The sequence below is a fragment of the Kitasatospora sp. NPDC001309 genome, assembly GCF_042896295.1.
Lineage (GTDB): Bacteria > Actinomycetota > Actinomycetes > Streptomycetales > Streptomycetaceae > Kitasatospora.
The window spans coordinates 204,909-230,812 of sequence record NZ_JBIAXC010000001.1; the positions used below are offsets into that span (position 1 = coordinate 204,909).

The 25,904-nt window shown below is 74.7% G+C and carries 23 protein-coding genes; 11 read left to right on the forward strand and 12 right to left on the reverse strand.

Annotated elements, in window-relative coordinates; genetic code table 11:
- Positions 1-74: 74 nt before the first annotated feature.
- The 10 genes from lysX to ACFY2K_RS01010 form a co-directional block, all read right to left on the reverse strand.
- Positions 75-1,631, reverse strand: coding sequence for a bifunctional lysylphosphatidylglycerol synthetase/lysine--tRNA ligase LysX (gene lysX / locus ACFY2K_RS00965; RefSeq protein WP_375881685.1), 1,557 nt, complete (start codon positions 1,629-1,631; stop codon positions 75-77).
- A 102-nt stretch (positions 1,632-1,733) separates the two neighbouring features.
- Positions 1,734-2,483: a hypothetical protein gene (locus ACFY2K_RS00970; RefSeq protein ID WP_375881688.1), complete on the reverse strand. Its 750-nt coding sequence runs from the start codon at positions 2,481-2,483 to the stop codon at positions 1,734-1,736.
- 166 nt (positions 2,484-2,649) lie between these two features.
- Positions 2,650-3,435, reverse strand: a complete 786-nt coding sequence (locus ACFY2K_RS00975) for a type III pantothenate kinase (protein ID WP_375881691.1) — start codon at positions 3,433-3,435, stop codon at positions 2,650-2,652.
- A gap of 59 nt (positions 3,436-3,494) precedes the next feature.
- On the reverse strand, positions 3,495-4,463 hold the full coding sequence (gene nadC / locus ACFY2K_RS00980) for a carboxylating nicotinate-nucleotide diphosphorylase (protein WP_375881694.1): 969 nt from the start codon (positions 4,461-4,463) through the stop codon (positions 3,495-3,497).
- Between the two features lie 4 nt (positions 4,464-4,467).
- Positions 4,468-6,141, reverse strand: coding sequence for an L-aspartate oxidase (locus ACFY2K_RS00985; RefSeq protein WP_380522910.1), 1,674 nt, complete (start codon positions 6,139-6,141; stop codon positions 4,468-4,470).
- 15 nt (positions 6,142-6,156) lie between these two features.
- Positions 6,157-6,606, reverse strand: a complete 450-nt coding sequence (gene panD, locus ACFY2K_RS00990; RefSeq protein WP_375881700.1) for an aspartate 1-decarboxylase — start codon at positions 6,604-6,606, stop codon at positions 6,157-6,159.
- Positions 6,607-6,702: 96 nt separating this feature from the next.
- Positions 6,703-7,608, reverse strand: a complete 906-nt coding sequence (gene panC / locus ACFY2K_RS00995; RefSeq protein ID WP_375881702.1) for a pantoate--beta-alanine ligase — start codon at positions 7,606-7,608, stop codon at positions 6,703-6,705.
- Positions 7,608-8,555, reverse strand: coding sequence for a Rossmann-like and DUF2520 domain-containing protein (locus tag ACFY2K_RS01000; protein ID WP_375881705.1), 948 nt, complete (start codon positions 8,553-8,555; stop codon positions 7,608-7,610). Before ACFY2K_RS01000 ends, panC begins: the two co-directional genes overlap by 1 nt.
- 113 nt (positions 8,556-8,668) lie before the next feature.
- Positions 8,669-9,358 carry a response regulator gene (locus ACFY2K_RS01005; RefSeq protein WP_375881707.1) on the reverse strand — a complete coding sequence of 230 codons (690 nt, stop codon included), beginning with the start codon at positions 9,356-9,358 and terminating at the stop codon, positions 8,669-8,671.
- A 26-nt stretch (positions 9,359-9,384) separates the two neighbouring features.
- Positions 9,385-10,578, reverse strand: a complete 1,194-nt coding sequence (locus ACFY2K_RS01010; RefSeq protein ID WP_375882323.1) for a sensor histidine kinase — start codon at positions 10,576-10,578, stop codon at positions 9,385-9,387.
- Between the two features lie 165 nt (positions 10,579-10,743).
- Here ACFY2K_RS01010 and ACFY2K_RS01015 point away from each other — a divergent pair, with 165 nt between their 5' ends.
- Both ACFY2K_RS01015 and ACFY2K_RS01020 read left to right on the forward strand, forming a co-directional pair.
- Complete coding sequence (locus ACFY2K_RS01015; protein ID WP_375881710.1) at positions 10,744-11,760, forward strand: SAM-dependent methyltransferase; 1,017 nt, start codon at positions 10,744-10,746, stop codon at positions 11,758-11,760.
- Positions 11,757-12,926 carry an NADH-quinone oxidoreductase subunit D gene (locus ACFY2K_RS01020; protein ID WP_375881712.1) on the forward strand — a complete coding sequence of 390 codons (1,170 nt, stop codon included), beginning with the start codon at positions 11,757-11,759 and terminating at the stop codon, positions 12,924-12,926. The genes ACFY2K_RS01015 and ACFY2K_RS01020 overlap by 4 nt, the downstream gene beginning before the upstream one ends.
- A 141-nt stretch (positions 12,927-13,067) precedes the next feature.
- Here ACFY2K_RS01020 and ACFY2K_RS01025 read toward each other — a convergent pair whose 3' ends face one another.
- Positions 13,068-13,892, reverse strand: coding sequence for a hypothetical protein (locus tag ACFY2K_RS01025; RefSeq protein ID WP_380522919.1), 825 nt, complete (start codon positions 13,890-13,892; stop codon positions 13,068-13,070).
- Between the two features lie 282 nt (positions 13,893-14,174).
- Between ACFY2K_RS01025 and ACFY2K_RS01030 the strand changes: the two genes are divergently transcribed.
- The 3 genes from ACFY2K_RS01030 (at position 14,175) to ACFY2K_RS01040 (ending at position 17,842) form a co-directional block, all read left to right on the forward strand.
- Positions 14,175-14,645, forward strand: coding sequence for a hypothetical protein (locus ACFY2K_RS01030; protein ID WP_387709083.1), 471 nt, complete (start codon positions 14,175-14,177; stop codon positions 14,643-14,645).
- 28 nt (positions 14,646-14,673) lie between these two features.
- Positions 14,674-17,529 carry a toxin glutamine deamidase domain-containing protein gene (locus tag ACFY2K_RS01035; protein ID WP_387709085.1) on the forward strand — a complete coding sequence of 952 codons (2,856 nt, stop codon included), beginning with the start codon at positions 14,674-14,676 and terminating at the stop codon, positions 17,527-17,529.
- 67 nt (positions 17,530-17,596) lie between these two features.
- Complete coding sequence (locus ACFY2K_RS01040) at positions 17,597-17,842, forward strand: antitoxin (RefSeq protein ID WP_387709087.1); 246 nt, start codon at positions 17,597-17,599, stop codon at positions 17,840-17,842.
- Between the two features lie 3 nt (positions 17,843-17,845).
- Here the strand turns inward: ACFY2K_RS01040 and ACFY2K_RS01045 are convergent, their stop codons facing one another.
- Positions 17,846-18,013, reverse strand: a complete 168-nt coding sequence (locus ACFY2K_RS01045; protein WP_387709089.1) for a hypothetical protein — start codon at positions 18,011-18,013, stop codon at positions 17,846-17,848.
- A 213-nt stretch (positions 18,014-18,226) separates the two neighbouring features.
- Here ACFY2K_RS01045 and ACFY2K_RS01050 point away from each other — a divergent pair, with 213 nt between their 5' ends.
- The 6 genes from ACFY2K_RS01050 (at position 18,227) to ilvD (ending at position 25,878) form a co-directional block, all read left to right on the forward strand.
- On the forward strand, positions 18,227-19,555 hold the full coding sequence (locus ACFY2K_RS01050) for an SUKH-4 family immunity protein (RefSeq protein WP_387709091.1): 1,329 nt from the start codon (positions 18,227-18,229) through the stop codon (positions 19,553-19,555).
- Between the two features lie 169 nt (positions 19,556-19,724).
- A complete protein-coding gene (locus ACFY2K_RS01055) occupies positions 19,725-20,579 on the forward strand; it encodes a glycerophosphodiester phosphodiesterase (RefSeq protein WP_380522902.1) in 855 nt (284 codons plus the stop codon).
- 166 nt (positions 20,580-20,745) lie between these two features.
- A complete protein-coding gene (locus ACFY2K_RS01060) occupies positions 20,746-21,708 on the forward strand; it encodes a Ppx/GppA family phosphatase (protein ID WP_375881728.1) in 963 nt (320 codons plus the stop codon).
- 489 nt (positions 21,709-22,197) lie between these two features.
- The gene (locus ACFY2K_RS01065) at positions 22,198-23,001 is read left to right on the forward strand and encodes a sugar phosphate isomerase/epimerase family protein (protein WP_375882328.1); all 804 of its coding nucleotides are present in this window, start codon (positions 22,198-22,200) and stop codon (positions 22,999-23,001) included.
- Positions 23,002-23,046: 45 nt separating this feature from the next.
- Complete coding sequence (locus ACFY2K_RS01070) at positions 23,047-23,817, forward strand: class I SAM-dependent methyltransferase (protein WP_375881731.1); 771 nt, start codon at positions 23,047-23,049, stop codon at positions 23,815-23,817.
- Between the two features lie 216 nt (positions 23,818-24,033).
- Entirely contained in the window at positions 24,034-25,878 is a 1,845-nt protein-coding gene (ilvD, locus tag ACFY2K_RS01075; RefSeq protein ID WP_380522901.1) for a dihydroxy-acid dehydratase, read from the forward strand.
- The last annotated feature ends 26 nt before the right edge of the window (positions 25,879-25,904 follow it).

A 25,904-nucleotide genomic window follows, 5' to 3' on the forward strand; every position in this document is an offset into this window, starting at 1 on the left:
TGGCCCGCACCAGGAATCCGAAGCCGATCGCCATGACCAGCGGCGGCACGATCGCGCTGACGTAGTCCATCAGGTCACTCCTCCTCGGTCTTCTCCGCCGCGGCGGCGGAGGCCTTCGGCTCCGGCTTCACCAGCGGGAAGAGCACGGTCTCCCGGATGTTCTTGCCGGTCAGCAGCATGATCAGGCGGTCCACGCCGAGGCCCAGGCCACCGGTCGGGGGCATCGCGTACTCCAGGGCGCGCAGGAAGTCCTCGTCCACCTGCATCGCCTCGACGTCGCCGCCGGCGGCCAGCAGGGACTGCGCGGTCAGGCGGGCGCGCTGCTCGACCGGGTCGACCAGCTCGGAGTAGGCGGTGCCGATCTCGGTGCCGAAGATCACCAGGTCCCACTTCTCGGCCACGCCCGCGACCGAGCGGTGCTGGCGGGTCAGCGGGGAGACCTCGGTCGGGTAGTCCTTGATGAAGGTCGGCCGGACGGCGTTCTCCTCCAGCAGGCGCTCCACCATCTCCAGCACGATCTGGCCGTGGCCCCAGTTCTTCTCGAACGGGATGCCGTGCTCGGTGGCCAGCGCGCGCAGCTCCTCGACGGAGGTCTCCGGGGTGACCTCGACGCCCAGGTGGGCGGAGATGCCCGGGTAGACGCTGACCTCCGCCCACGGCTCGGCCAGGTCGATCTCGTGCTCCACGCCGTGCGGGTCGAGGCCCTTGATCACCGTGGTGCCCAGGGCGTCCCGGGCGGCGTTGACGATCGTCGCGCGGATCAGCTCGGCCTGGGTGTCGTAGTCGCCGTAGGCCTCGTACGACTCCAGCGAGGTGAACTCCGGGTTGTGGGTGGAGTCCGCGCCCTCGTTGCGGAAGTTGCGGTTGATCTCGAAGACCTTCTCGGCGCCGCCGACCACCAGCCGCTTGAGGTACAGCTCGGGGGCGATGCGCATGTAGAGGTCGATGTCGTACGCGTTGATGTGCGTCTTGAACGGACGCGCGTTGGCGCCGCCGTGCACCGGCTGCAGCATCGGGGTCTCGACCTCGATGTAGCCGCGGTCCTCGTAGGTGCGGCGGATCGAGCGGACGACCTTGCTGCGCAGGTGCAGGATCTCGCGCGCCTCGGGGTTCACGATCAGGTCGACGTAGCGCTGGCGGACCCGGGCCTCCGGGTCGGTCAGGCCCTTGTGCTTGTCCGGCAGCGGGCGCAGGCACTTGGCGGTGAGCTCCCAGCGGTCCACCATCACCGACAGCTCGCCGCGCTTGGAGGTGATCACCTCGCCCTCGACGCCGACCTGGTCGCCCAGGTCGATGTCGGACTTCCAGGCCGCCAGCCGCTCGGCGCCGAGCTTGTCCAGGGAGAACATCACCTGGAGGTCGCCGGAGCCGTCGCGCAGGGTGGCGAAGCAGAGCTTGCCGCCGGTGCGGGACAGGATCACCCGGCCGGTGATGCCGGCGCGCTCGCCGGTCGCGGTGTCGGGTTCGAGGTCCGGGTGCTTGGCACGCAGGTCCGCGATGGTGCTGGTGCGGGGGAATCCGACCGGGTACGGGTCGACCCCGGCCGCCCGGAGCCGGTCCAGCTTCTCGCGCCGGACGCGCATCTGCTCGGGAAGGTCGTCGGTCGCGGGGACAAGGCTCTGATCGCTCACCCCACAAGGGTAGCCAGCCACACACGGTGCTCCGCGACCGGATATCGCCGGAGGGGAGGCCGTCGGACCGACGGCCTCCCCTCCGGGGCGGGTGCGGGCGGCTCAGCCGGTGCCGGTGGCGAGCTCGACCTCCTCGCCGTCCCGCCCGGCCTCCGGGGCGGGCCGGGCCGGAGGCTTGGGGCGGCGGCCGAAGAGTTCGGCCGGGGTGGGCATCCGGTGCGGGCGGGGCGGGGTCTGCGCGGCGGCGGGCTGCTCCGGGCGGGAGTCCCGGGAGTCGGTGCTGCTCATCGTGATCCGTCCTCCTACAGGGGTGGGGTGACTGCTGGGTGGTGCGGCGGGGTTCGGTACGGCCACCAGGTGGCGCGGCTGCCCGGTGGAGAGCGCCAGGCGCTCACGGACGGCGGCCTCGGCCAGGGCGTGGCAGCGCCCGGCGAGCCGGGAGCGGCGGGCCCGCTCGCCGTGGCCGCAGGGCTGGCGGGTCAGCCCGCGCAGGGCGGTGAGGTCCTCGGGTCCGGGCAGGTAGCCGTCGGTCACCGCCTCCTCCAGGCGCTCCAGGTAGCCGGGGGCGCTGCCGGGCAGGGCGGCGCGGTAGCGGCCGAGGTCGGCGAGCAGGAAGGCGCGCAGCCGGCCGCCCTCCTGGACGGCCTCGTCGATGGCCTCGGTCAGGTGCAGGGCGTCCTGGACGTCCTCCGCCCACAGCTCGGCGCCGGGCCCGGCGAGCGCCGTCCGGTCGGGGGCCTGGAGGTGGACGGGGACGGCGGGGTGCAGGGCTTGGGCGAGGGCTCGGCGCAGCACGCGGACTTCGTCGGCGCTGAAGGCCATGCCGCCGCGCGATCCGTGTGGCGTAGGCATGGGTTGACACTACGTGAGGAATATCCGATTTGTCGGTAACGTCGCGCGGAATTCCGCGCGGTCGGCCCGCTGGAGAAACCTTTCGCCAAGCCTGTGACGCTGCCCCGCACCCACCGGGTCAGCCGAGTGACCGGGGGGTGCGGGGCAGCGGGGACGGCGGGCGGGGTCAGCTCGGCCGGTTGCGCTCGTACACCAGGCGCAGGCCGATCAGGGTCAGCCAGGGCTCGTGCTCGTCGATTGTGGTGGCCTCGCCGAGGACCAGCGGGGCGAGCCCGCCGGTGGCGATCACCTGGACGTCGTCCGGGTCCTTGGCCAGCTCCCGGGCCATCCGCTCGACCAGGCCGTCGACCTGACCGGCGAAGCCGTAGAGGATGCCGGACTGCATGCCCTCGACGGTGTTCTTCCCGATCACGTTGCGCGGCCGGGCCAGCTCGATCTTGCGCAGCTGGGCGCCGCGGACGCCGAGCGCCTCGACCGAGATCTCGATGCCGGGGGCGATCGCGCCGCCCACGTAGTCGCCGCGCGCGTTGACGGCGTCGAAGGTGGTCGCGGTGCCGAAGTCGACCACGATGCACGGGCCGCCGTACAGGTGGTTGGCGGCCAGCGCGTTGACGATCCGGTCCGCGCCGACCTCCTTGGGGTTGTCCATCAGGACGTGCACCCCGGTCTTCACGCCGGGCTCCACGATCACCGCGGGGACGTCGCCGTAGTAGCGGCGGGTCACCTCGCGGAGCTCGTGGAGCACGGCGGGGACGGAGGAGCAGATCGCCAGGCCCTCCACCGCGGCCTCCCGGACCGCGGTGCGACTGCCCGTCAACCCGTGCAGCAGCACCGCCAGTTCGTCGGCCGTGCGGCGCGGATCGGTGGAGATCCGCCAGTGTTCCACCACTTCCTCGCCGTCGAACAGGCCGAGCGTGGTCTGGGTGTTGCCGACGTCGATGGTGAGGAGCACGGGAACGCTTTCTGCGAGTCGGGACGGGATCGGGGCAGGAACCGCTCTCGACCTGACGGTCAGGCGCGCAGGTCCAGGCCGATGTCCAGGATCGGCGAGGAGTGGGTCAGCGCGCCCACGGCCAGGTAGTCGACACCAGTCTGGGCGACCTCGCGCGCGCCGGCCAGGGTCAGTCCGCCGGAGGCCTCCAGCTTCGCCCGGCCGGCCACCAGCGCGACGGCCTCCTTCAACTGCTCGACGGTGAAGTTGTCCAGCAGGATCAGGTCCGCACCGGCCTCCAGCACCGGGGGGATCTGCGCCAGCTCGTCCACCTCGACCTCGACCGCCAGCTCCGGGTACGCGGCCCGGACGGCCCGGAAGGCCTCGGCCACGCCGCCCGCGGCGACCACGTGGTTGTCCTTCACCAGGGCGGCGTCCGAGAGCGCCATCCGGTGGTTGGCGCCGCCGCCGCAGCGGACCGCGAACTTCTCCAGGGCGCGCAGGCCCGGGGTGGTCTTGCGGGTGTCCCGGACGACCGCGCCGGTGCCCTCCAGGGCGTCCGCCCAGGCCCGGGTCGCGGTGGCGATGCCGGACAGGCGGCAGAGCAGGTTGAGCGCGCTGCGCTCGGCGGTCAGCAGGTCGCGGGTGCGCGAGCGGACCGACAGCAGCACCTGGCCGGCCTCCACCCGGTCGCCGTCCTGGACGTGCCGCTCGACCTCGAACTCCTCCTCGCAGACCAGCGAGACGACCGCCTCGGCGACCCGCAGGCCGGCCACCACACCGGCCTGGCGGGCGGTGAAGTCGGCGGTCGCGACCGCGTCGGCGGGCACGGTGGCCACCGAGGTGACGTCCTCGCCGCCGGCCAGGTCCTCGGCCAGCGCCAGGGTGGCGATGTCCTCGACCTCGATCGGGTCCAGCCCGGCCTCCTCCAGCAGCTCGGCCAGCTGCGGGTCCAGGCCGGTCTCGTAGCCCTCGCCGTCCCCGCAGGCGCAGCCGTCGCCGCAGCCGCCCTGGTCGGCCAGGGGGAGTTCCTCGTGCGCGTGGGTCATGGTTCTACTGCTCCTCGGGAGTGCTGACGGGGTCGCCGGAGGCGGCGAGGGTGGTGATCAGGTGGCGCCGCCAGTGGGCGTCGTCGCGTTCGGGGAAGTCCTCGCGCCAGTGGCCGCCGCGGGTCTCCTCGCGCTGCGCGGCGGCCGCCACCAGGGCGGTGGCGACCAGCAGCAGGTTGGCGGCCTCCCAGGTCTCCACCCGGGGGTCGGCCGGCTTCTCCTCGGCCACGTGGGAGCGGGCCTGCTCGCCGAGCAGGGCCAGCCCGGCCGCGGCGTCGGCCAGCGAGGCGGCCGAGCGCAGCACGCCCGCGCCGCGCGACATCAGCCGCTGGATCTCGGCGCGCGCCTCGGAGGCCGGCAGCGGCACCGGCCGGGCGGCCTGCGCGGCGGCCACGTCCACGGTGCGCTCGGGCAGTTCGCCGGCCGCGTGCCGCTCGGCCAGGTCGGCGGCGATCCGCTCGGCGAAGACCAGGCCCTCCAGCAGGGAGTTGGAGGCCAGCCGGTTGGCGCCGTGCACCCCGGTGCAGGCGACCTCGCCGCAGGCGTACAGGCCGGGGACGGAGGTACGGCCGTGCCGGTCGGTGCGGACGCCGCCGGCGGCGTGGTGCGCGGCCGGGGCGATCGGGATCGGCTCGGTGACCGGGTCGATGCCGTGCGAGCGGCAGGAGGCCAGGATGGTGGGGAAGCGGTGCTCCCACATCTCGGCCCCGAAGTGCCGCCCGTCCAGGAACATGTGGTCGGAGCCCTGCTCCTGCATGCGCCGGGTGATGGCCTTGGCGACGATGTCGCGCGGGGCGAGTTCGGCCAGCTCGTGCTGGCCGACCATGAAGCGCACGCCGTCCGCGTCCACCAGGTGGGCGCCCTCGCCGCGCACGGCCTCGGAGACCAGCGGCTGCTGGCCCGCGGCGTCCGGGCCGAGCCAGAGCACGGTCGGGTGGAACTGGACGAACTCCAGGTCGGCGGCGGCGGCGCCGGCCCGCAGGGCCAGGGCCACGCCGTCGCCGGTGGAGACGGCCGGGTTGGTGGTGGCGGAGAAGACCTGCCCCAGGCCACCGGTGGCGAGCACCACGGCGCGGGCCCGGACGGCGCCGACGCCGTCGCGCTGGCCCTCGCCCATCACGTGCAGGGTCAGCCCGGCGGTGTGGCCCTCGGCGTCGGTCAGCAGGTCGAGGACGAGCGCGTGCTCGATCAGTTCGAGGTCCGGGTCGCTGCGGACGGCGGCGACCAGGGCGCGGGAGACCTCCGCGCCGGTGGCGTCCCCGCCCGCGTGCACGATCCGGTGGCGGTGGTGGCCGCCCTCGCGGGTGAGCAGGATCTCGCCGTCCGCGTCGCGGTCGAAGGCCGCGCCGACGGCGATCAGCCGGCGGACGGCGTCCGGGCCCTCGGTGACCAGGGTGCGGACGGCCTCCTCGTCGCAGACGCCGGCGCCGGCCACCAGGGTGTCGTCCAGGTGCTGCTCCGGGGTGTCCCCCTCGCCCAGGGCGGCGGCTATGCCGCCCTGGGCCCAGCGGGTGGAGCCCTCGTCCAGCACCGCCTTGGTGACCACCATGGCCCGCAGGCCGGCCTTGCGGACGTTGAGGGCGACGGTGAGACCGGCGATGCCGGAGCCGACCACGACCACGTCGGTGGCGGCGGTCCAGCCCGGGGCCGGGGCGGTGAGGCGGTGCGTAGCGGACATGACTCAGTGACTCCTTCAGCGCGTGGCCGTGGTGGCCGCGCCGTCCTCGTCACGGTACGCCGCGTCGCCGCGGAGCAGTCCGCTGCCCTCCGGGGCCTGCGCCGGGTCGCCGCCGAAGCCGGTGATCCGGTTGTTCCCGTCCACGAAGACCACCTTCGGCTCGTAGCCCTTGGCCTCGGCCGTGTCCATCTGCCCGTAGGCGATGAGTATGACGAGGTCGCCCGGGTGGACCAGGCGGGCGGCGGCGCCGTTGATGCCGATCACGCCGGTGCCGCGCGGGCCGGCGATGGTGTACGTCTCCAGCCGGGCGCCGTTGTTGATGTCGACGATGTGGACCAGCTCGCCGGGGAGCAGGTCGGCGGCGTCGAGCAGGTCCTCGTCCACCGTGACCGAGCCGACGTAGTGCAGGTCGGCCTGGGTCACGGTGGCCCGGTGGATCTTGGACTTGAGCATGGTGCGGAGCATTGCGGGTCACGCCTCCTGTGAGTGCATGCCTGAGGGGTTGAACTACCTGTTCGGCGAACTGTTCAGCGAACGATTCCGTGCTGGACGGTCAGCTGCCTAGCGGCAGATGACGTGAACGTTGTCGATCAGGCGGGTCGAGCCCACCTGCGCGGCGACGGCCAGCACCGCCTCGCCCTGGAAGTCGTCCGCCGCCTCCGAGAAGTCGTGCGGGTCGATCAGGGCGAGGTAGTCGAGGGTGACGCCCTCGGCGCCGTCCAGGACGGCGGAGGCGGCCTCGCGCACGGCCTTCGGGCCCTGCGCGGCGACGTCCCGGCCGGCGAACAGGGCCTTGGACAGGGCGAGGGCGCGGGTGCGCTCCTCCTCGGAGAGGTAGCGGTTGCGCGAGGACAGCGCCAGGCCGTCCTCCTCGCGGACGGTCGGCACGCCGACGATCTCGACGTCGAAGTCCAGGTCGGCGACCATCCGCTGGATGAGCGCCAGCTGCTGGGCGTCCTTCTCGCCGAAGAAGGCGAAGTCCGGGTCGGTGATGTGCAGCAGCTTGGCGACGACGGTCAGCACCCCGTCGAAGTGGCCGGGGCGGGTGGCGCCCTCGAAGCGCCCGCCCATCGGGCCGGCCGCCAGGCGCACCTGCGGCTCGCCGTTCGGGTAGACCTCCTCGACGGACGGCGCGAACACCACGTCGGCGCCGTTCTCCTCGGCCAGCTTGACGTCGGCGTCCAGGGTGCGCGGGTAGCGCTCCAGGTCCTCGGCCGGGCCGAACTGCAGCGGGTTGACGAAGACCGTGACCGCGACCCGGCCCTCCCGGCCGACCTGCTTGCGGGCGGCCCGGACCAGCGCGGCGTGGCCCTCGTGCAGGGCGCCCATGGTCATCACCACGGCGTTGTCCACCGGGCTCTCGTCCGGCCAGAACGCGGCCTCGAAGTCGTCCACGGTGTGGGTGACGACGGCCCGGTGGACCTTCGGCGCCCGCTGGGCCTTGCTCGGCTGCTTCCCGCGTGCCATCAGTGCTTCTCCTCGTTCAGTACGTCCAGCAGCGCCGCCGCCGACGCGTCGTCGATCGTCCCGTTGGCGAGCGCCCGTTGCGCGGTGGCGCGGGCCATCGCCCGGTACGCCGCCGGGATGTCCGGGGACACCGTACTGAGCTGCGCCAGGTGGCGCCGTACGGTGCCCGCGTCGCCCCGGGCGACCGGGCCGGTGAGGGCCGCGTCGCCGGAGCGCAGGCTGTTGTCCAGGGCGGCGCCGAGCAGCGGGCCGAGCATCCGGCCGGGCTCGGCGACGCCGGCCGTGCGCAGCAGGTCCATCGCCTGGGCGACCAGGGTGACCAGGTGGTTCGCGCCGTGCGCGAGGGCGGTGTGGTAGAGCGGGCGGACCTCCTCGGGCACCCACTCGGGCTCGCCGCCCATCTCCACCACCAGCGCCTCGGCGACCGGCCGCAGCTCCTCGGGGGCGGTCACCCCGAAGGGGCAGCCGGCCAGCCGGGCGAGGTCCACCGAGGTGCCGGTGAAGGTCATCGCGGGGTGCAGGGCCAGCGGCAGCGCCCCGGCCCGGGCGGCGGGCTCCAGGATGCCGACGCCGTGCGCGCCTGAGGTGTGCACCAGCAGCTGGCCGGGGCGGACCGCCCCGGTGGCGACCAGCCCGGCCACCAGGTCGGCGAGCGCGTCGTCCGGGACGGTCAGCAGCACCAGGTCGGCGGCGGCCATCACCTGCGGCGGGGTGACGATCCGCACGCCCGGCAGCAGGGACTCGGCGCGGCGGCGGGAGGCGGCGGACACCCCGGAGGCGGCGACCACGGTATGCCCGGCGAGCTGCAGGGCGGCGCCCAGCGCGGGGCCGACCCGGCCGGTGCCGACCACGCCGACGGCGAGCCGGGCCGGTCGGCTGCTGGGGTCGCCGAGGCCGTCGGCGAGCGGGGCGAACTCTCCGAAGTCGGCGAAGTCGGACGAATCCATGTCCACCCTTGTCCTGAATGACCGTTCCGGTCCGCGTCGGGTACCGGACGTACCGCCCCAGTGTACGGGCGGCCCCGGCAGTCGTCCCTGGGCGTGGCTAGGCCCTGTCCGGCCTAGTCGGACGCCCCGGCCCGGATCAGCCCGGCCTCGTACGCCAGCACCACCGCCTGGACCCGGTCGCGCAGCCCCAGCTTGGCCAGGATCCGGCCGACGTGGGTCTTCACGGTGGCCTCGGAGAGCACCAGCCGGGCCGCGATCTCGCCGTTCGACAGGCCCTGGGCGACCAGCAGGAACACCTCCCGCTCGCGCTCGGTCAGCGGGCCCAGGACGTCCGAGCCCGGCGCGCTGTGCGGGGTCGGCAGCACCTCGGCGAAGCGGTCGATCATCCGCCGGGTGGTGGTCGGGGCGACCACGGCGTCCCCGCCGTGCACCGCGCGGATCGCGGCCACCAGCTCGGTCGGCGGGACGTCCTTGAGCAGGAAGCCGCTGGCCCCGGCCTTGAGCGCGGCGAAGGCGTACTCGTCCAGGTCGAAGGTGGTGAGGATGAGCACGTGCGGGGCGTTCGGCAGCGGGCTGCCGTCCTCGGCCAGGCAGATCCGGCGGGTCGCCTGCACACCGTCCAGGCGCGGCATCCGCACGTCCATCAGGATCACGTCCACCTGCGTGTGCCGCAGCCGCTCCAGCGCCTGGGCGCCGTCGCCCGCCTCGGCGGCGATCTCGATGTCGCCCTGCGACTGGAGGATCATCCGGAAGCCGGTGCGCAGCAGTTCCTGGTCGTCGACGAGCATCACGCGGATGGTCAAGGTGGCTCCTAACAGAGGACGGGGGGCTAGTGTGCCGCCTTGAGCGGGAGGACGGCGCGGATCCGGAAGCCGCCGCCGGGGCGGGGGCCCACGTCGAGGCTCCCGCTGACCATGCCGACCCGCTCGCGCATGCCGATCAGGCCGTGGCCCAGACCGTCCGTGCCGCCGGCGGCCAGTTGTTCGTCGGTGCTGCCGCGGCCGTCGTCCTCCACCAGGACGGCCAGCTCGCGTTCGCCGAAGTCGACCGCCACCCGGGCGTGCACGTCGGGGCCGCCGTGCTTGCGGACGTTGGTCAGTGCCTCCTGGACGATCCGGTAGACCGTCAGCTCGACGCCGCGGGGGAGTTCGCGCGGGTGCCCGGAGGTCGCGTAGTCGACCTCCAGCCCGGCCGTGCGGACCTGCTCCAGGAGGTCGGGCAGCTCCTCGACGCCCGGCTGCGGGACGTACTCCTCGGCGGTGCCGGCGGTGCGCAGCACGCCCAGCAGGCGGCGCATCTCGACCAGGGCCTGCCGCCCGGTGGAGGCGATCGTGCCGAGTGCCTCCTTCGCCTGCTGCGGGGAGTTGTCCAGCACGTAGGCGGCGCCGTCGGCCTGGACGATCATCACCGACACGTTGTGCGCGACCACGTCGTGCAGCTCGCGGGCGATCCGGGCCCGCTCGGCCGCCACGGCCACCTTGGACTGGGCGTCCCGCTCGCGCTCCAGCCGGGCCGCGCGGTCCTCCAGCTCGGTCAGGTAGGCGCGCCGCACCCTGGTCAGCCGGCCCCAGGCCCAGCAGAGGATGAACGGGGTGCTCATCAGCACGGTGACCAGCAGCGCCTCGGCGACGCCGTACGGCCGGGAGACGTACACCCCGGTGTGGTCGGTGGTGGACGTCTTCACCAGGTGCATCCGCCAGAACGCCAGCGGACCGGCGGAGAGCCCGGCGAGCAGGGCGAGCCGGGAGGTCCACTTCTGGCCGAAGGCGGCGCCGGTGTAGGCGAACACCAGGTAGGCGATGGAGGAGGCGCCCGGGTCGATGTCGGCGGCGACCTGCCCGAGGCCGACGCCGGTGGCGGCGGCGACGGTGACGTCGGGGAAGCGCCGGCGGAAGACCATCAGCAGCGGCAGCAGCACCGCGACCAGGATCTCGGAGTTGAGGCGCCAGCCGCTGTCGGAGGAACTGTCGGACACCAGGGCGAAGAAGAGCACGAGCGACGCCCAGACGGCGTCGACCACCATGGGGTGACGGCGGAGCCAGGCGTTGAGTCGATGCACGTGTCCAGCCTAGGCAGTCGCACGAGGTGCCCAGGTCCGCCGGTAGGGCGATCCGTCCTACTCCGTAGGTCGGAGACGCCCCCGCTCCGGTTGGGAGGGGCCGCGCACCGGCGGGTAGCGTCCCGCCCCATGACGTGGATGCGGTGGGCGCCCGCCATGGAACGGGCCCTGTACGACCGGGACGGCGGCTTCTACCGCAGGCCGGAGGGCCCGGCCGGGCACTTCCGGACCTCGGTGCACGCCTCGCCGAGGTTCGCCCGTGCGGTGGCCCGGCTGCTGCTGGAGGTTGACGAGGCCCTCGGTCGTCCGGAGGAGCTGGCCCTGATCGACGTCGGGGCCGGGCGCGGGGAACTGCTGGCCGGGGTGCTGGCCGAACTGCCCGGGCCGGTGCTCGCCCGGCTGCGCCCGTACGGCGTGGAGCTCGCCGACCGGCCCGCCGGACTCCCGTCCACAGCCCTGTGGACGACGGAGCCGCCGCGCGGGGTGACCGGGCTGCTGTTCGCCAACGAGTGGCTGGACAACGTGCCGCTGGACGCCGGGGAGGTCGACGAGGACGGGGTGCTGCGCTACCGCGAGGTGGACACCGCGACCGGCGAGGAACGCCTCGGCGAACCCGTCTCGGCGGCCGACGCGGCCTGGGCCGAGCGCTGGTGGCCGGCCGTCGAGCCCGGGGAGGTGGTGGAGTTCGGGGCGCCCCGGGACGCCGCCTGGGCCCGGGCGGTGGCCGGGCTGGAGCGCGGCCTGGCCGTCGCCGTCGACTACGGGCACACGGCCGGGCGGCGGCCGCCGTTCGGGACCTTCACCGGTTTCCGGGACGGCCGGGAGGTGGCCCCGGTGCCGGACGGCTCCCGCGACGTGACCGCGCACGTGGCGCTGGACGCCGTCGCCGTCCCCGGTCTCCACAGCCTGTGGACGACGCAGCGCGAGGCCCTGCGCGCGCTCGGGGTCAGCGGCGGGCGCCCGCCGCTGGCGCTCGCCTCCACCGACCCGGCCGGCTACCTGCGGGCGCTCAGCGGCGCGGGGGAGGGGGCCGAACTCACCGACCCGGCCGGGCTGGGCGGCTTCGGCTGGGTCCTGCAAGCCGTCCGCATGCCGGTACCGACGAGCCTGGCGGCCCTGCCGGGATGGCAGACTCTGGGGTCATGAGGGAGACCACGGTCGGCATCGGGGCGGGAGCCGAGAACTTCACCGGCGGGGCGGGCACCACCGACATGGTGCTCAACATCGGCCCGCAGCACCCGGCCACCCACGGCGTGCTGCGGCTGCGCCTGCTGCTCGACGGCGAGCGGATCGTCACCGCCGAGCCGGTGATCGGCTACATGCACCGCGGCGCGGAGAAGCTGTTCGAGGCCCGTGACTACCGGCAGATCATCATGCTGGCCAACCGGCACGACTGGCTCTCCGCCTTCTCCAACGAACTCGGCGTGGTGCTCGGCGTCGAGCGGATGCTCGGCATGGAGGTCCCCGAGCGGGCGGTGTGGATCCGCACCCTGCTCGCCGAGCTCAACCGGGTGCTCAACCACCTGATGTTCCTCGGCTCCTACCCGCTGGAACTCGGCGGGATCACCCCGATCTTCCACGCCTTCACCGGCCGCGAGGACCTCCAGCACGTGCTGGAGGAGGCCTCCGGCGGCCGGATGCACTACATGTTCAACCGGGTCGGCGGCCTCAAGGAGGACCTCCCGGCCGGCTGGCTCGGCCGGGTCCGCGCCGCCGTCGCCACCGTCCGCTCCCAGCTGCCGGTCTTCGAGGACCTCGTCCTCGGCAACGAGATCTTCCGCGCCCGCACCGCCGGCGTCGGCGTGCTCACCGCGGCCCAGGCGCAGGCGTACGGGGTCAGCGGCCCGATCGCCCGGGCCAGCGGCCTCGACCTCGACCTGCGCCGCGACGAGCCCTACCTCGCGTACGGCTCCGAGGAACTGCGGCAGGTGCTCACCGTCGTCACCCGCGAGGAGGGCGACTGCCTCGCCCGCTTCGAGTGCCTGCTGGAGCAGACCGGCAACGCGCTGGACCTCGCCGACGCCTGCCTCGACAAGCTCGCCACCCTCCCGCCCGGCCCGGTCAACCAGCGGCTGCCCAAGGTGCTCAAGGCGCCCGAGGGCAGCACCTACGCGTGGACCGAGAACCCGCTCGGGGTCAACGGCTACTACCTGGTCTCGCGCGGCGACAAGACGCCGTGGCGGCTCAAGCTGCGCTCGGCGTCCTTCAACAACATCCAGGCGCTCACCGAGCTGCTGCCCGGGACGCTGGTCGCCGACATGGTGGCGATCCTCGGGTCGATGTTCTTCGTGGTCGGCGACATCGACAAATAGACCGACCGGTCTACTGACGGTTGTCTGGACCGACCGGTCTACCGAGGGTCGTCTGGACCGACCGGTCTACTGGTAGCTCTGGACCGACCGGTCTACCGACGGCAGGCCCGGCTCCCCTGAGGGGGACCGGGCCCGCAGCCGCTACTTCTTGTCCTTGGCCTTCTTGACCGGGTCCGCCGGGTGCGGGGCCACCCTGCGGTCGCCCTTGGTGGCGATGCGCTCCTCGCACAGCCGGGCCAGCACCTCGTACGCCTCGCGGCCCATCAGCTCGGTGAGCTCGGGGCGGTAGCTGACGTACACCGCCACCGCGCCTTGGTGCGCGGCCGGGGCGCCGGTGCACCACCAGTGCAGGTCGTGGCCGCCCGGGCCCCAGCCGCGGCGGTCGTACTCGCCGATCGTCACCTGGAGGTAGCGGGTGTCGTCGGGGCGGTCGATCCAGTCGTAGGTGCGGCGGACCGGCAGCTGCCAGCAGACGTCCGGCTTGGTCTCCAGCGGCTCGCGGCCCTCCTTGAGGGCCAGCGCGTGCAGGGCGCAGCCGGCGCCGCCCGCGAAGTCCGGGCTGTTCACGAAGATGCAGGCGCCGTCGACCCGGCGGGTCTGGCGGTCGCCGTCCTCGTCCAGCATGGTGACGCCGCCGTCGTTGCGGATCCGGCCCTTGGCGTCGGTGCCCTCGGCGAAGTTCTCCCACAGCTCGGGCGTCAGCCGGGCCGCGTGGCCGAGGACGCGCTTCTCGTCGTCCTCGTCCGAGTAGTGGGCGCCCAGCGTGCAGCAGCCGTCCGACTCGCCGCGGCCCTCGCGGATGCCGTGGCAGCCCTGGCCGAAGACGCAGGACCAGCGGGAGGTCAGCCAGGTCAGGTCGCAGCGGAAGACCTGCTCCTCGTCGGCGGGGTCGGCGAACTCGACCCAGGCGCGCGGGAAGTCGAGCGGGACCTCGTCGCGCGGGATCTCGCGGCGCAGGGTCGGCATCGCGAGGTCGACGGGGGCGGGGGCGGCCGGGGGCTTCGCCTGGGCCTTCTTCTTGGACGTTTCTGCTGGTGCCACCCGGCAAGGGTAGAGCTTCGCGGGGGTGTACGGGCCGGTGGGCGACGCCCGCCGCGCGCCCGGGACGCGTCCGGCACCCGCCCGGGTCGCGTTGGGCACGCGCCCGGGACGCGGTGAAGGCGGGGTGAAGAGGTGCGGCCGTCCGCCGGGCGGAGGCGGCCGCGTGCCTAGGATGGCGGCCGCGGTCCGCTACGGGGAGGTACGGGGATGGCAGGCGGCAGCACCGGCGAGTCCGACGGCGACGGCACCGGGTTCGCCCTCAAGCCGTGGGAACTCCAAGGCGAGGGCAGGGAGTTCGAGAAGCTCGGACGTGAACTCGGCAAGGCCGTCGGCACCTTGGAGAAGGACCTGGCCGCGCTCGGCGCGCCCTGGGGCGCCGACCAGCCGGGCAGCGCCTTCGCCGCCGTCTACGGCCCGGCGCACGGTGAACTCCTCGGCGGGCTCAGAGCCCTGGCCGGCCAGGTGGGCCAGGTCGGCGCCGGACTGCACACCATGGCCGAGCGGACCACCGACACCGACACCTCGACGGCGGACGGCTTCGGCGCGCACACCGGACCGGCCGCGGCCGCGCCGGGGGCGGTCGCCAGGCCCGCCGTGTACCAGGGCCCGCCGACGGCTTCGGGAACCGGGGCAACCCCGGGGGCGGCACCGGCCGTCCCCCAGGACATGTCGGTCTGAACGGCCCGGCTCGAAGGGGGAGAAGCGCGTGTCCCGGAAACTGCCCGAGGAACTGGTCCCGCTCCTGGCCAGGACCGGCCACCCGTGGCCGCAGGCCGACGAGGGGGCCCTGCGCACGGCGGCCGCGCACTGGCGGGAGTTCGCGGCGGAGGCCGAACGGATCACCCGCCGAGGCGGCGAGTCCGCCCAGCGCGTGGCCGCCGACAACACCGGCCACGCCGTCGACTCCTTCACCGCCTACTGGCGCACCTGCAGCGACGGCGGCAAGGGCCGCCTGCCGGACGCCCACACCGCGGTCGGGCTGGTCGCCGCCGCCTTCGACACCGCCGCGCAGGACGTCGACGGCTGCAAGGCCGAGATCATCGCCACCCTGCGGAACCTGGCCGCCGAGCTCCAACAGGCCCGGGAGCAGGCCGCCGAGGTCCGGCGGACCGCGGCCGAGGTGGCCCGCAACGCCGACCGGACCGGGCAGACGGGGCAGAGCGGGCAGACCGGCCGGACGGGAGTGTTCGGCGGACTGGCGAAGTCCGTCGCCGGCTTCGCGGCCGGCGTCGAGAACACCGCCGCCGACCAGGTCGCCGCGGGCATCGAGGCCGTCGCGGTGGAGACCGCCGCCCTCAAGATCGCCGGACTGCTCGCCGAACTCGGCCGCGGCATGAAGGACGCCCTGGCCACCGCGCTCAAGGACCCCTCCGCCGTCGCCCTGCTGCGCCTGGGCGCCGCGGCCACGCCCGGCGTCACCACCGCCTCCTACCGCACCGCGGCCGGCTTCGACCCGCTCGCCGCCGGACTGCCCGCCGCCCTGGGCGAACCGGGCGTGCTCGGCAAGGACGGCACCGGCCTGGTCGTGCTCTCCGGGAAGGACGGCAAGCCGCTGGTCGGCGTGCCCGGCCTCAGCGTCGCGCTCGACGCCCACGGGCAGCCCGTCCTCGGCACGGACGGCAAGCCGGTCATCCTGCGCTCCGACGGCACACCGGTGGCCGATGCCGCCGGGCTGCTGGTGGTGACCGGGCCGGACGGCAAGCCGGTGGTCGGGGTGGCCGGCCTCGCCGTCCGGCTCGACGAGCACGGGCAGCCGGTGCTCACCGACCGGGCGGGCAAGGACCTGCACGGGCTGCCGCTCGCCGACCTGACCGACCTGACCGACCTGACCAACCCTCGGGACCCCAGGGACCCCAGGGCTCCCGGGGCTTCCGGGGGCGACCCGAAGGTGCCGGGGGAGCCGACGGCGGACCGGGCCGGCGCGCCGGTGGTCCCGTCCGTGCTCTCCGTGGCGTCGTACGTCGCGGACCCCACCGCGGACCCCACGGCCGTCTCGGCCCCGGTGCCGACGGCCGACCCGGCCGCGGCGGCCACCGGCCCCGCGTACGGAGGCTCGTACGGCGGATCGCACCGGGCCGTGGCCGCGGCCGCCGACTGGTCGCCGCCCGCCCGGGACGACGGGCCGTCGGTCCGGGCGGCGGCCCCCGCCCACCAGGGCGGCTCATCGCCGGCGGCGGGCTGGTCGGACGGGGACTACCCGCTCCAGGCGCCCACCCGCACCAACGGCGGTGGCGGCACCGTGCCGGTGACCGTACGGACCGACTCCGTGGCCGCGCCGCCCGCGCCCGTCACCGCGCCGTCCACCGGCGGACCCGTCTACAGCCCGGCGCCGGACACACCCCCGGTCGTCCGACCGATCGGCGTGGTCGGTGTCGGCGGCGTCATCGGCGCGCCCGGGCCGTTCGGGACACCGGCCTACTCGGGCGGCTACCCGGTGGCCGGCCCGATCGGCGCCGTCGGGCCCGGCCCGATCGGCGCCGTCGGGCCCGGCCCGCTCGCCGCCGGCGGCGGCGGATACCCGGCGCACCCGGCCACGCCCTTCGGCAGCGGTGTCGGGGCGGGGACGCCTGCCATCGGCGCGCCCGTGGTCGGCACCCCCGTGGTCGGCACCCCCGTGGTCGGCACCCCCGTGGCCGGTGCACCCGCCGTCGGCGCGCCGGTGGCCGCCGGACCGCAGCCCGGCGCACCCCGCACCCCGGCCGGAACCCACGGCCCGGCCACCGCACCGCCACCGCCACCGCCACCGCCGACCGAGCCGCCGATCGTCGGCACCACCCCGGTCATCGGCCGGCCCGAGCCCCACCACCCCGACGGCCGCCGCCGGGACACCGCCGTGCCCCTCGCCGACCCGGCCCTGGCCTGGGGCGCCGTCCCGGTCGCCACCGCCCACGCCCTGGCCCTCCAACTCGCCCTGCGTGCCCGCCGCGGCCCGCTCGCCGACGACCCCGAACCCCGACTGCGCACCATCGCCGACAGCCGCCCGTACGGACGGCCCGGCGGGCTCGGCCCGGTCGACCCCCAGCACCAGGCCGAACTGGAACGACGGGTCCCCCGCGACCAGGACGACCGGCCGGCCCGCCACCCCGACCCGGCGGCCGGCGGCTGGACCGAGGCCGTCAACGCGGGCGGCCACCACCAACCCGGCCGGGCCAACAACAGCCTGGAGATCGCCCTCTCCGCCGTCGACACCTACACCGGCCGCCCCACCTGCGCGGCCCCGCGCATCCCCACCGAGGGCGACGCCGGCGAACGCGGCGGCCGCGACCGCGCCGAACGCGAACTCGGCGCCCCCTTCCGCGACCTCGGCGACGGCGGCCAGGCCTTCACCCGCCTCGCCGCCGAACTCCGCCGGGCCGGGCACGGTGCCCAGGCCGTCCTGCTCACCCTGGACGCCTACGGCCGCCCGCACGCCTGGAACGCGGTCAACCACCGGGACGCCGTCACCTACCTCGACCACCAACTCGCCCGCCGCGGCCCCGCCCCCCTCCACCCCGCCACCCAGGGCCTCTGGGCCATCGCCCTGACCCCGGACGGCCGCCCCCTCGACCTCGCGGTGGCCTGAGCGCCTTTGCAGCCGGGAACAGCGCTGCTGCACGCGGAGACGCGTGCAGCAGCGCTACCTTCCAGGCATGACCGCCCTGACGATCCGGGACGTCCCGGAAGACCAGCTCCGGATCCTCGAAGTTCGTGCGGCCCGGGCCGGCAAGTCGCTCAACGCCTATGTCCTGGACCTCATCGTGCGCCAGACCTCCAAGCCCACGCTGGCGGAGACGGTGGCCCGACTGGATCGGGAGACCAGCGCCGGCGTCAGCACGGTGGACGTCCTGGCCGCGATCGACGAGGGGCGGGAGCGGTGCCCCGAGTCGCGGACCTGAGGCTCACGGCGCCCCGAGCCGGCGCAGGACCGTGGACGCGGGAGTGCCGGGAGCGGTGCCGGACCGGACGGCGGTGTGGATGCGGTCGCCCTCCGGGTCGCGGTAGAGCTGTGCGCGCAGCCACCAGCGGCGCAGGACGCCGTCGATCGTCTCCTCGTCTGCCTCGTCCATCTCCCGGTGGAACTCCTTCCGCTGTGCCGGGGGGGGAGGGCTGCGGCGACGGCGCCCTGGGTGCGGGCGACGGGCTGTCGGCCGTGCACGGGTGTGGTGTTCACCGTTCCTCCGGATGTCATGGTCGGGCGGGCGGGGTCCAGTGTCGTCCCCGGTGGCTGATCGGGGCTGGATGATGGTGGCGTTCGGATTCGGTTCGACGGGGGTGGACGCGTGATCGCTCGGGCGCAGGCGGTGGAGGCGGGGCACCGGTGGATCAACGGGGATCTGCCGCAGGGGGCCGGGGTGGCGCGGCGGGTGTGCGCGCATGAGTTCGAGCTGGGGTGGGTGGTCTGGGCGGAGCCGCCGCGGGTGGAGGTGGATCCGCGGACGGGGGAGCGCCGGGCGCCCGAGGAGGTCGGGGCCGCGTGTGCCGTGGTGGACCGGGAGAGCGGGCGGTTCACGGTCTGGCCGTCCGTGCCGGTGGACGAAGTGGTCGGGCTCTACCGGGACTTCGTCGGTGCGGGCGGCCACGACCCGACCCGGCCGCTGGCCACCGGCCGTGGTGCCCGGGCCGAACTGACGTACCGGGACGGCACCGGCGGCACCCGCACGTTGGCGCTGCGCTCGGCCGCCGGGCTGCCGCATCCGGCGCTGCGCGGCTGGTGGTGGCTGCGGGAGCGGGGCGTCGCGGCGGAGGACGTGCTGGCGGTGCGGACCGACCTGCGGATGGCGGCCCTGCCCGGCGGCTACTGGTCGTACGCGCTGGCGGCCGAACTGCCGCACGCCCGGCTGGACTTCGACCTGCCGTACGGCCCGCGCTTCGACCACCGGGCCGCCGCCGTACGGGAGTTGCCCGCCGGGACCGCCGGTCCGGACGCGTCGGACGCGTTGGACGGGCCGGACGGGCCGGGGCGCAACCGGGTGCCGTTCCCGCGGGCGGTGCCGCCGCTGCCGCCGGAGCCGGACGCCGCGCTGGCGCAGCGGCTGGCCGGGCGGTTCGGTCCGGCGGGCGTGCAGCGCTTCGACCCGGCGGAGGTGGTGCGCGCGGAGCTGCCCGGGGAGGCGGCGGCGCTGCTGCTGGCGGTCGGGCTGCCGAGGGCGGTGGACGGCTTCTTCGCGCTGCACCACCCGGGTGCGGAGGCGATCGCGGACGGCTCCCGCCCGGGCACCGTGCTGCCCCCGCTCGCGCCGTACCTCGCCGCGCTCGGCCGCGGCACCCGGGCGGCCGAACGGGAGCGGACGGCGGCGGCCGGGCAGCTGGTGCTGGGGACGGACGGCTGGGCGCTGATCACCCTCGACCCGGCGGACGGCGCCGTCCGGGCGGTCGACCCGGACGACGCGACGGCCCGGCACTGCAACGCCGACCTGCGGGCCTTCGTCCGCTGCCTGGAGCTGTTCGCCGGCTGGTGGCCGACCCTGCGCGGGCTGGACCCGGCCGCGGCGGGTACGGCGGTGGACGCCCTGCAGCGGGGGCTGGCGGAGCTGGACGGTACGGTCTACGGCGATCCGGAGAACTGGTGGGCCGTCATCGTGGAACAGTTGTGGGACGGCCTGCTCTGATCCGGCCGCGGGCCGTGGCGATCCGGCCGATCCCGGCGATCCCGGCGGACCGGGGAACCGGACGTCGGTGCGGGGCTGTCAGGAGGATCAGACGACCGCGTACCAGCCGACCCCGAGTGACCGAAACCGACCGACCGACCCCGAGTGACCGAAACCGGAGCACCGAGCCGTGACCGCCCCGCCCCGCGCCGCCCAGACGGCCGCCCTCGCCGCGCTCGCGGTCCTGGCCACCGGGTGCGCCTCCGCCGGTCCCGCGCTGCAGGCCCGCTCGGCCGCCGCGCCGCAGGTGTGCGCGTCCCCGGTGGTGATCGGGCACCGGGGTGCGCCGTTCAACGCGCCCGAGAACACCATGGCCTCCTTCGACACCGCGCTGAACCAGGGCGCGGACTGGCTGGAGACCGACGTGCAGACCACCCGGGACGGCGTCCCGGTGCTGATGCACGACCCGACCGTGGACCGCACCACCAACGGCAAGGGCGCCGTCGCGGACCTGACCGCCGCCCAGGTCGCCGCCCTGCGGGTGACCGTCGGCCCGGGCGGCGCCCAGCCCGTCCCGACCCTGGAGGAACTGCTGACGCGCCTCTCCACCAGCAGCGCCACGCTGCTGATGGAGATCAAGTGGCAGCGCCCCGAGGACGTCGCCCGGATCGCCCGGATCGCGGCCGGCAGCCGGGCGCACGTCGTGCTCTACTCCTTCTCGGTCGCCAACCTGCGCCAGGCCCACGCGGTGGCCCCCGCCCTGCCGGTGGTGCTGATCCAGAGCGGCGGGATCGCCGAGGACCCGGGGGACCTCAAGCTGGACGGCATCGCCCTGGACGCGGGCCTGGCCAGTGCCACCCGGATCGCGGCCGAGCGCAAGGCCGGGCGCGAGGTCTACGTCTGGACGCTGGACGACGCCGAGGCCTGGCAGCTGATGACCGCCCGGGACGCCGACGGCCTGATCACCGACACCCCGGGCCCGGCCCGCCGCTGGGTGGACGCCAACTGCCGCACCGAGCGCCGGTCCGGTCCGCGCGGCCACTGAGCGCGCGGCCACTGAGCGCGCGGCCACTGAGCGGGCGGCCACTGAGCGCACGGTCGTCGGGCACCACCCACCGATCGCACCCGGAACGGTCGGGAACGACCTGGACCAGCGCGAATACGGTCACAACCGATCTCCTCCACGGCCGGATCGCGTAGCGTGGAGAGTTATGCGACTCGGTGTACTCGACGTAGGTTCCAACACGGTCCACTTCCTCGTGGTGGACGCCCATCCGGGTGCCGCCCCGCTGGCCGCTTACTCGCACAAGGCCGAACTGCGCCTGGCCGAGCTGCTCGACGGCTCCGGCGCGATAAGCGAGGCCGGCGTCGACCGGCTGATCGGCCACATCGCCTCCTCGCTGCGGGTCGCCGAGGACAAGGGCGTGGTCGACATCCTGCCGTTCGCCACCTCGGCCGTCCGCGAGGCCGCCAACGGCGAGCAGGTGCTGCGCCGGGTCGCCGCCGAGACCGGGGTCGAACTCCGGGTGCTCTCCGGGCAGGACGAGGCCCGGCTCACCTTCCTGGCCGTCCGGCGCTGGTTCGGCTGGTCCTCGGGCCGGCTGCTCAACCTGGACATCGGCGGCGGCTCCCTGGAGATCGCCTGCGGCCTGGACGAGCAGCCGGACGTCGCCTGCTCGCTGCCGCTCGGCGCCGGGCGGCTGACCGCCCGCTGGCTGCCCGGGGACGTCGCCGACCCGGACGCGCTGCGCGAGTTGAGACGGCACGTCCGCGCCGAGATCGCCAACGTGGTCGGCGAGATCTCCCGGCTCGGGGCCCCGCAGCACGCCGTCGCCACCTCCAAGACCTTCAAGCAGCTGGCCCGGATGACCGGCGCCGCCCCCGCCGACGCCGGCCCGTACGCCGACCGCCGGCTCACCCGCAGCGGGCTCGCCGCCTGGCTGCCGCGGCTGTCCACGATGACCGTCGCCGAGCGCGCGCAGATCCCCGGGGTCTCCGAGGGCCGGGCCAAGCAGCTGCTGGCCGGGGCCCTGGTCGCGGACGCCGCGATGGACCTGTTCGGCCTGGACGAGCTGGACGTCTGTCCGTGGGCGCTGCGCGAGGGCATCATCCTGCGCGAGCTGGACGCCATGGACAGTCCCACCGACCAGCGCCGCCCCGCGCTCACCCAGTAGCGGGGGAGCGTGCCGGCGGTCACTCCGCCGGGCGTCCGCCCCCGTTCGGGGCGCGCTCCGCTTACGCTGTCTCCCGTGGTGCAACCAGCGGGCGAGGACGGAACGCAGGAGGGCCGCGCTCCCGGAGCGGACGGGCAGCCGCGGCCGGCCGGCCCGCGCGGCCGACTCGGCACGGCCGGGCTCGGCAAGGCGGTCAAGGGCGCCACCGCGGCACAGGCGGGCAAGGTGGCCAAGGTGGCCAAGGCCGCGAAGGTCGCCAAGAGCGCGAAGGCCGCCAAGGCGGCCAAGAGCGCCAAGGCAGCCAAGAGCGCCAAGGCCCCCGCCAAGGCCACCTCCGCCCCCGCCAAGAAGACCGCGGCGCGCAAGGCCGCCGGCGCCGCCAAGGCCGCCGTCCAGTCCGTCCGCTCGGTGAAGGCCGCCAAGCGCGACGCCGCCCGCCCGCCGCTGCTGCGCACCACCGACCGGCTGGTGCTGCCCCAGCACCCGACCCTGCACATCCCGGACACCAAGGTGGCGCTGTCCACCGCCTCGGTGTACCCGGCGAGCACCGCCGTCGCCTTCGAGCTGGCCGCCAAGCTCGGCTACGACGGGGTCGAGGTGATGGTCTGGAACGACCCGGTCAGCCAGGACCTGGAGGCGCTGCGCCGCCTCTCCGACGCCCACCAGCTGCCGATCCTGGCCGTGCACGCCCCCTGCCTGCTGATCACCCAGCGGGTCTGGACCACCGACCCGTGGACCAAGCTGGTCCGGGCCCGCGCGGCGGCCGAGAAGCTCGGCGCGAGCGCCGTCGTGGTGCACCCGCCGTTCCGCTGGCAGCGGCAGTACGCCCGCGAGTTCGTCGAGGGCATCAACCGGATGGCGGGCGAGACCGACGTCCGCTTCGCCGTCGAGAACATGTACCCGTGGCGCTACCGCGACCGCGAGGTGCTGGCGTACGCCCCCGGCTGGGACGTCACCGACGAGGAGTACCGGCACTTCACCATCGACCTCTCGCACGTGGCCACCTCCCGGATCGACGCCTTCGAGATGGTCGAGCGGATGGGCGACCGGCTCGCCCATGTCCACCTGGCCGACGGCAGCGGCTCCGGCAAGGACGAGCACCTGATCCCCGGCCGGGGCAAGCAGCCCTGCGCCGAACTGCTGGAGCACCTCGCCCGCACCGGCTTCGACGGCCACGTGGTGCTGGAGGTCAACACCCGCCGCTCCGCGTCCCCCGCCGAACGCGAGGCCGACCTGGCCGAGGCCCTGGCCTTCACCCGCTTGCACCTCGCCACCCCCTCCCGCGTACGCTGATCGCCCGGCCCGATCGGGCGTGAACTGCCGTACGCAGGGGGAAATGTGACGGACTACCAGAACTACCGGGAACTCGCCGTGAGCTTCGGCGCGGTCGCCGCCGAGTACGACCGGGGGCGCCCCGGCTACCCGGACGAGCTGTTCGACGCGGTGGAGCGGCTCTGGGGCCGCGGCCTCAAGGGCGCCCGGGTCCTGGACGTCGGCGCCGGGACGGGCATCGCGACCCGACTGCTGGCCGCCCGGGGCGCCGAGGTCGTCGCGGTCGAGCCCAGCGACGGCATGGCCGCCCAGTTCCTGGCCTCCTCGCCCGCCCTGCCGCTGGTCCGCGGCACCGGCGACGACCTGCCCTTCCACGACGCCTCCGCCGACCTGATCACCTACGCCCAGGCCTTCCACTGGACCCGCCCCGAGCGCTCCGTCCCGGAGGCGGTCCGGGTGCTGCGGCCGGGCGGCGCCGTCGCCACCTGGTGGAACGTGCACGACGAGACCGTGCCGTGGGTCCGGGCCCGGGCCGAGCGGATGGCCGCCGCGCTGCCCGACCGCTACCGCGGCTACGGCGGGATCAGCGGCCACACCCGGCACTTCGCCCCGGCCGGCCTGGTGGTCGAGCGGACGGTGCTGCACTGGGAGCGGCAGGTCACCGTCGAGCACGTGCTCACCGACCTGACCTCCCGCTCCTACCTGGCCTCGCTCAGCCCCGAGGAGCGCGCCCCGGTGCTGGCCGCCGAGCGGGCGGCGATGGCCGTCGAGTTCCCGGACGGCCTGGTCGCAGAACCGTTCAGCCTGGACCTCACCGTGGCCGTCAAGCCGGCCTGACCGCAGGCCGTCCGCACGCCGTCCGCAGGCCGCCCGTCCCGCCGCCCGGGGCCGCCCGTCCGCCGCAGGCCCCCGCACGCACCCCGCCCCGGCTGCCCGCATCGCGGACGCGCCGTCCGCCGGCCGGACGGCGGGCGTAGGCTCGTAAGCCACAACGGCCCCCGCACCCTGATCACCGGCGGGGCGCCGGCGAGAGCCCCGAAGGAGTGGAGCACAGTGCCCGAGCTGAGGTCCCGTACGGTCACCCACGGTCGCAACATGGCAGGCGCCCGGGCGCTTCTCCGGGCCGCCGGCGTAGCCCGCGAGGACTTCGGCAAGCCGATCATCGCGGTCGCCAACTCTTTCACCGAGTTCGTCCCCGGCCACACCCACCTCCAGCCGGTCGGCCGGATCGTCTCCGAGGCGATCAAGGAGGCCGGGGGCATCCCGCGCGAGTTCAACACCATCGCCGTCGACGACGGCATCGCGATGGGCCACAGCGGCATGCTCTACTCGCTGCCCTCGCGCGACCTGATCGCCGACTCGGTCGAGTACATGGTCAACGCGCACTGCGCCGACGCGCTGATCTGCATCTCCAACTGCGACAAGATCACCCCCGGCATGCTGATGGCCGCGCTGCGCCTCAACATCCCGACCGTGTTCGTCTCCGGCGGTCCGATGGAGGCCGGCAAGGCCACCCTGGTCGACGGCACCGTGCGCAAGCTGGACCTGATCGACGCGATCTCCCAGGCGGTCAACGAGAACGTCTCCGACGAGGACATCGCGATCATCGAGGAGAACGCCTGCCCGACCTGCGGGTCCTGCTCGGGCATGTTCACCGCCAACTCGATGAACTGCCTCACCGAGGCGATCGGCCTCTCGCTGCCCGGCAACGGCTCGGTGCTCGCCACCCACACCGCCCGCCGGGCGCTGTACGAGCGGGCCGGGCGCACGGTCGTCGAGATCACCAACCGCCACTACGGCCAGGACGACGCCTCGGTGCTGCCGCGCGCGATCGCGAGCCGCGCCGCCTTCGAGAACGCCATGGCCCTCGACATCGCCATGGGCGGCTCGACCAACACCATCCTGCACCTGCTCGCCGCCGCCCAGGAGGCCGAGCTGGACTTCGACATGCGGGCCATCGACGCGGTCTCCCGCAGGGTGCCCTGCCTGTCCAAGGTCGCGCCCAACGGCTCGTACTACATGGAGGACGTGCACCGGGCCGGCGGCATCCCGGCCATCCTCGGCGAGCTGTACCGGGGCGGGCTGCTCAACGAGGACGTCCACACCGTGCACTCCGACTCGCTCGCCGAGTGGCTCAAGACCTGGGACGTGCGCGGCGGTTCGCCCTCCGCCGAGGCCGTCGAGCTGTGGCACGCCGCACCCGGCTGCAAGCGCTCCGCCGAGGCCTTCTCGCAGTCCGAGCGCTGGGAGTCGCTGGACACCGACGCCGCCGGCGGCTGCATCCGCAGCGTCGAGCACGCCTACTCGGTCGAGGGCGGCCTCGCCGTGCTGTACGGCAACCTCGCCGAGGACGGCTGCATCGTGAAGACGGCCGGCGTCGACGAGTCGATCTGGACGTTCAGCGGCCCGGCGGTGGTCTGCGAGTCCCAGGAGGCCGCGGTCGAGGCGATCCTCGCCAAGCGGATCAAGGAGGGCGACGTCGTCGTCATCCGCTACGAGGGCCCCAAGGGCGGCCCGGGCATGCAGGAGATGCTCTACCCGACCTCCTTCCTCAAGGGCCGCGGCCTGGGCAAGGCCTGCGCGCTGGTCACCGACGGCCGGTTCTCCGGCGGTACCTCGGGCCTGTCCATCGGCCACGCCTCCCCGGAGGCGGCCTCCGGCGGCATCATCGCGCTGGTCGAGGACGGCGACACCATCGCCATCGACATCCCGGCCCGGACGATCTCCCTGGAGGTCCCGGACGAGGTCCTCGCCGAGCGCCGTCGGGCGCTGGAGGCCGGGCACGGCTACCGGCCGCAGAACCGCGAGCGCCAGGTCAGCCAGGCGCTGCGGGCCTACGCGGCGATGGCCACCTCGGCCGACAAGGGCGCCGTCCGGGACGTCAGCAAGCTCGGCTGACCCCGCACACCCCGGAGGAGCCGTCC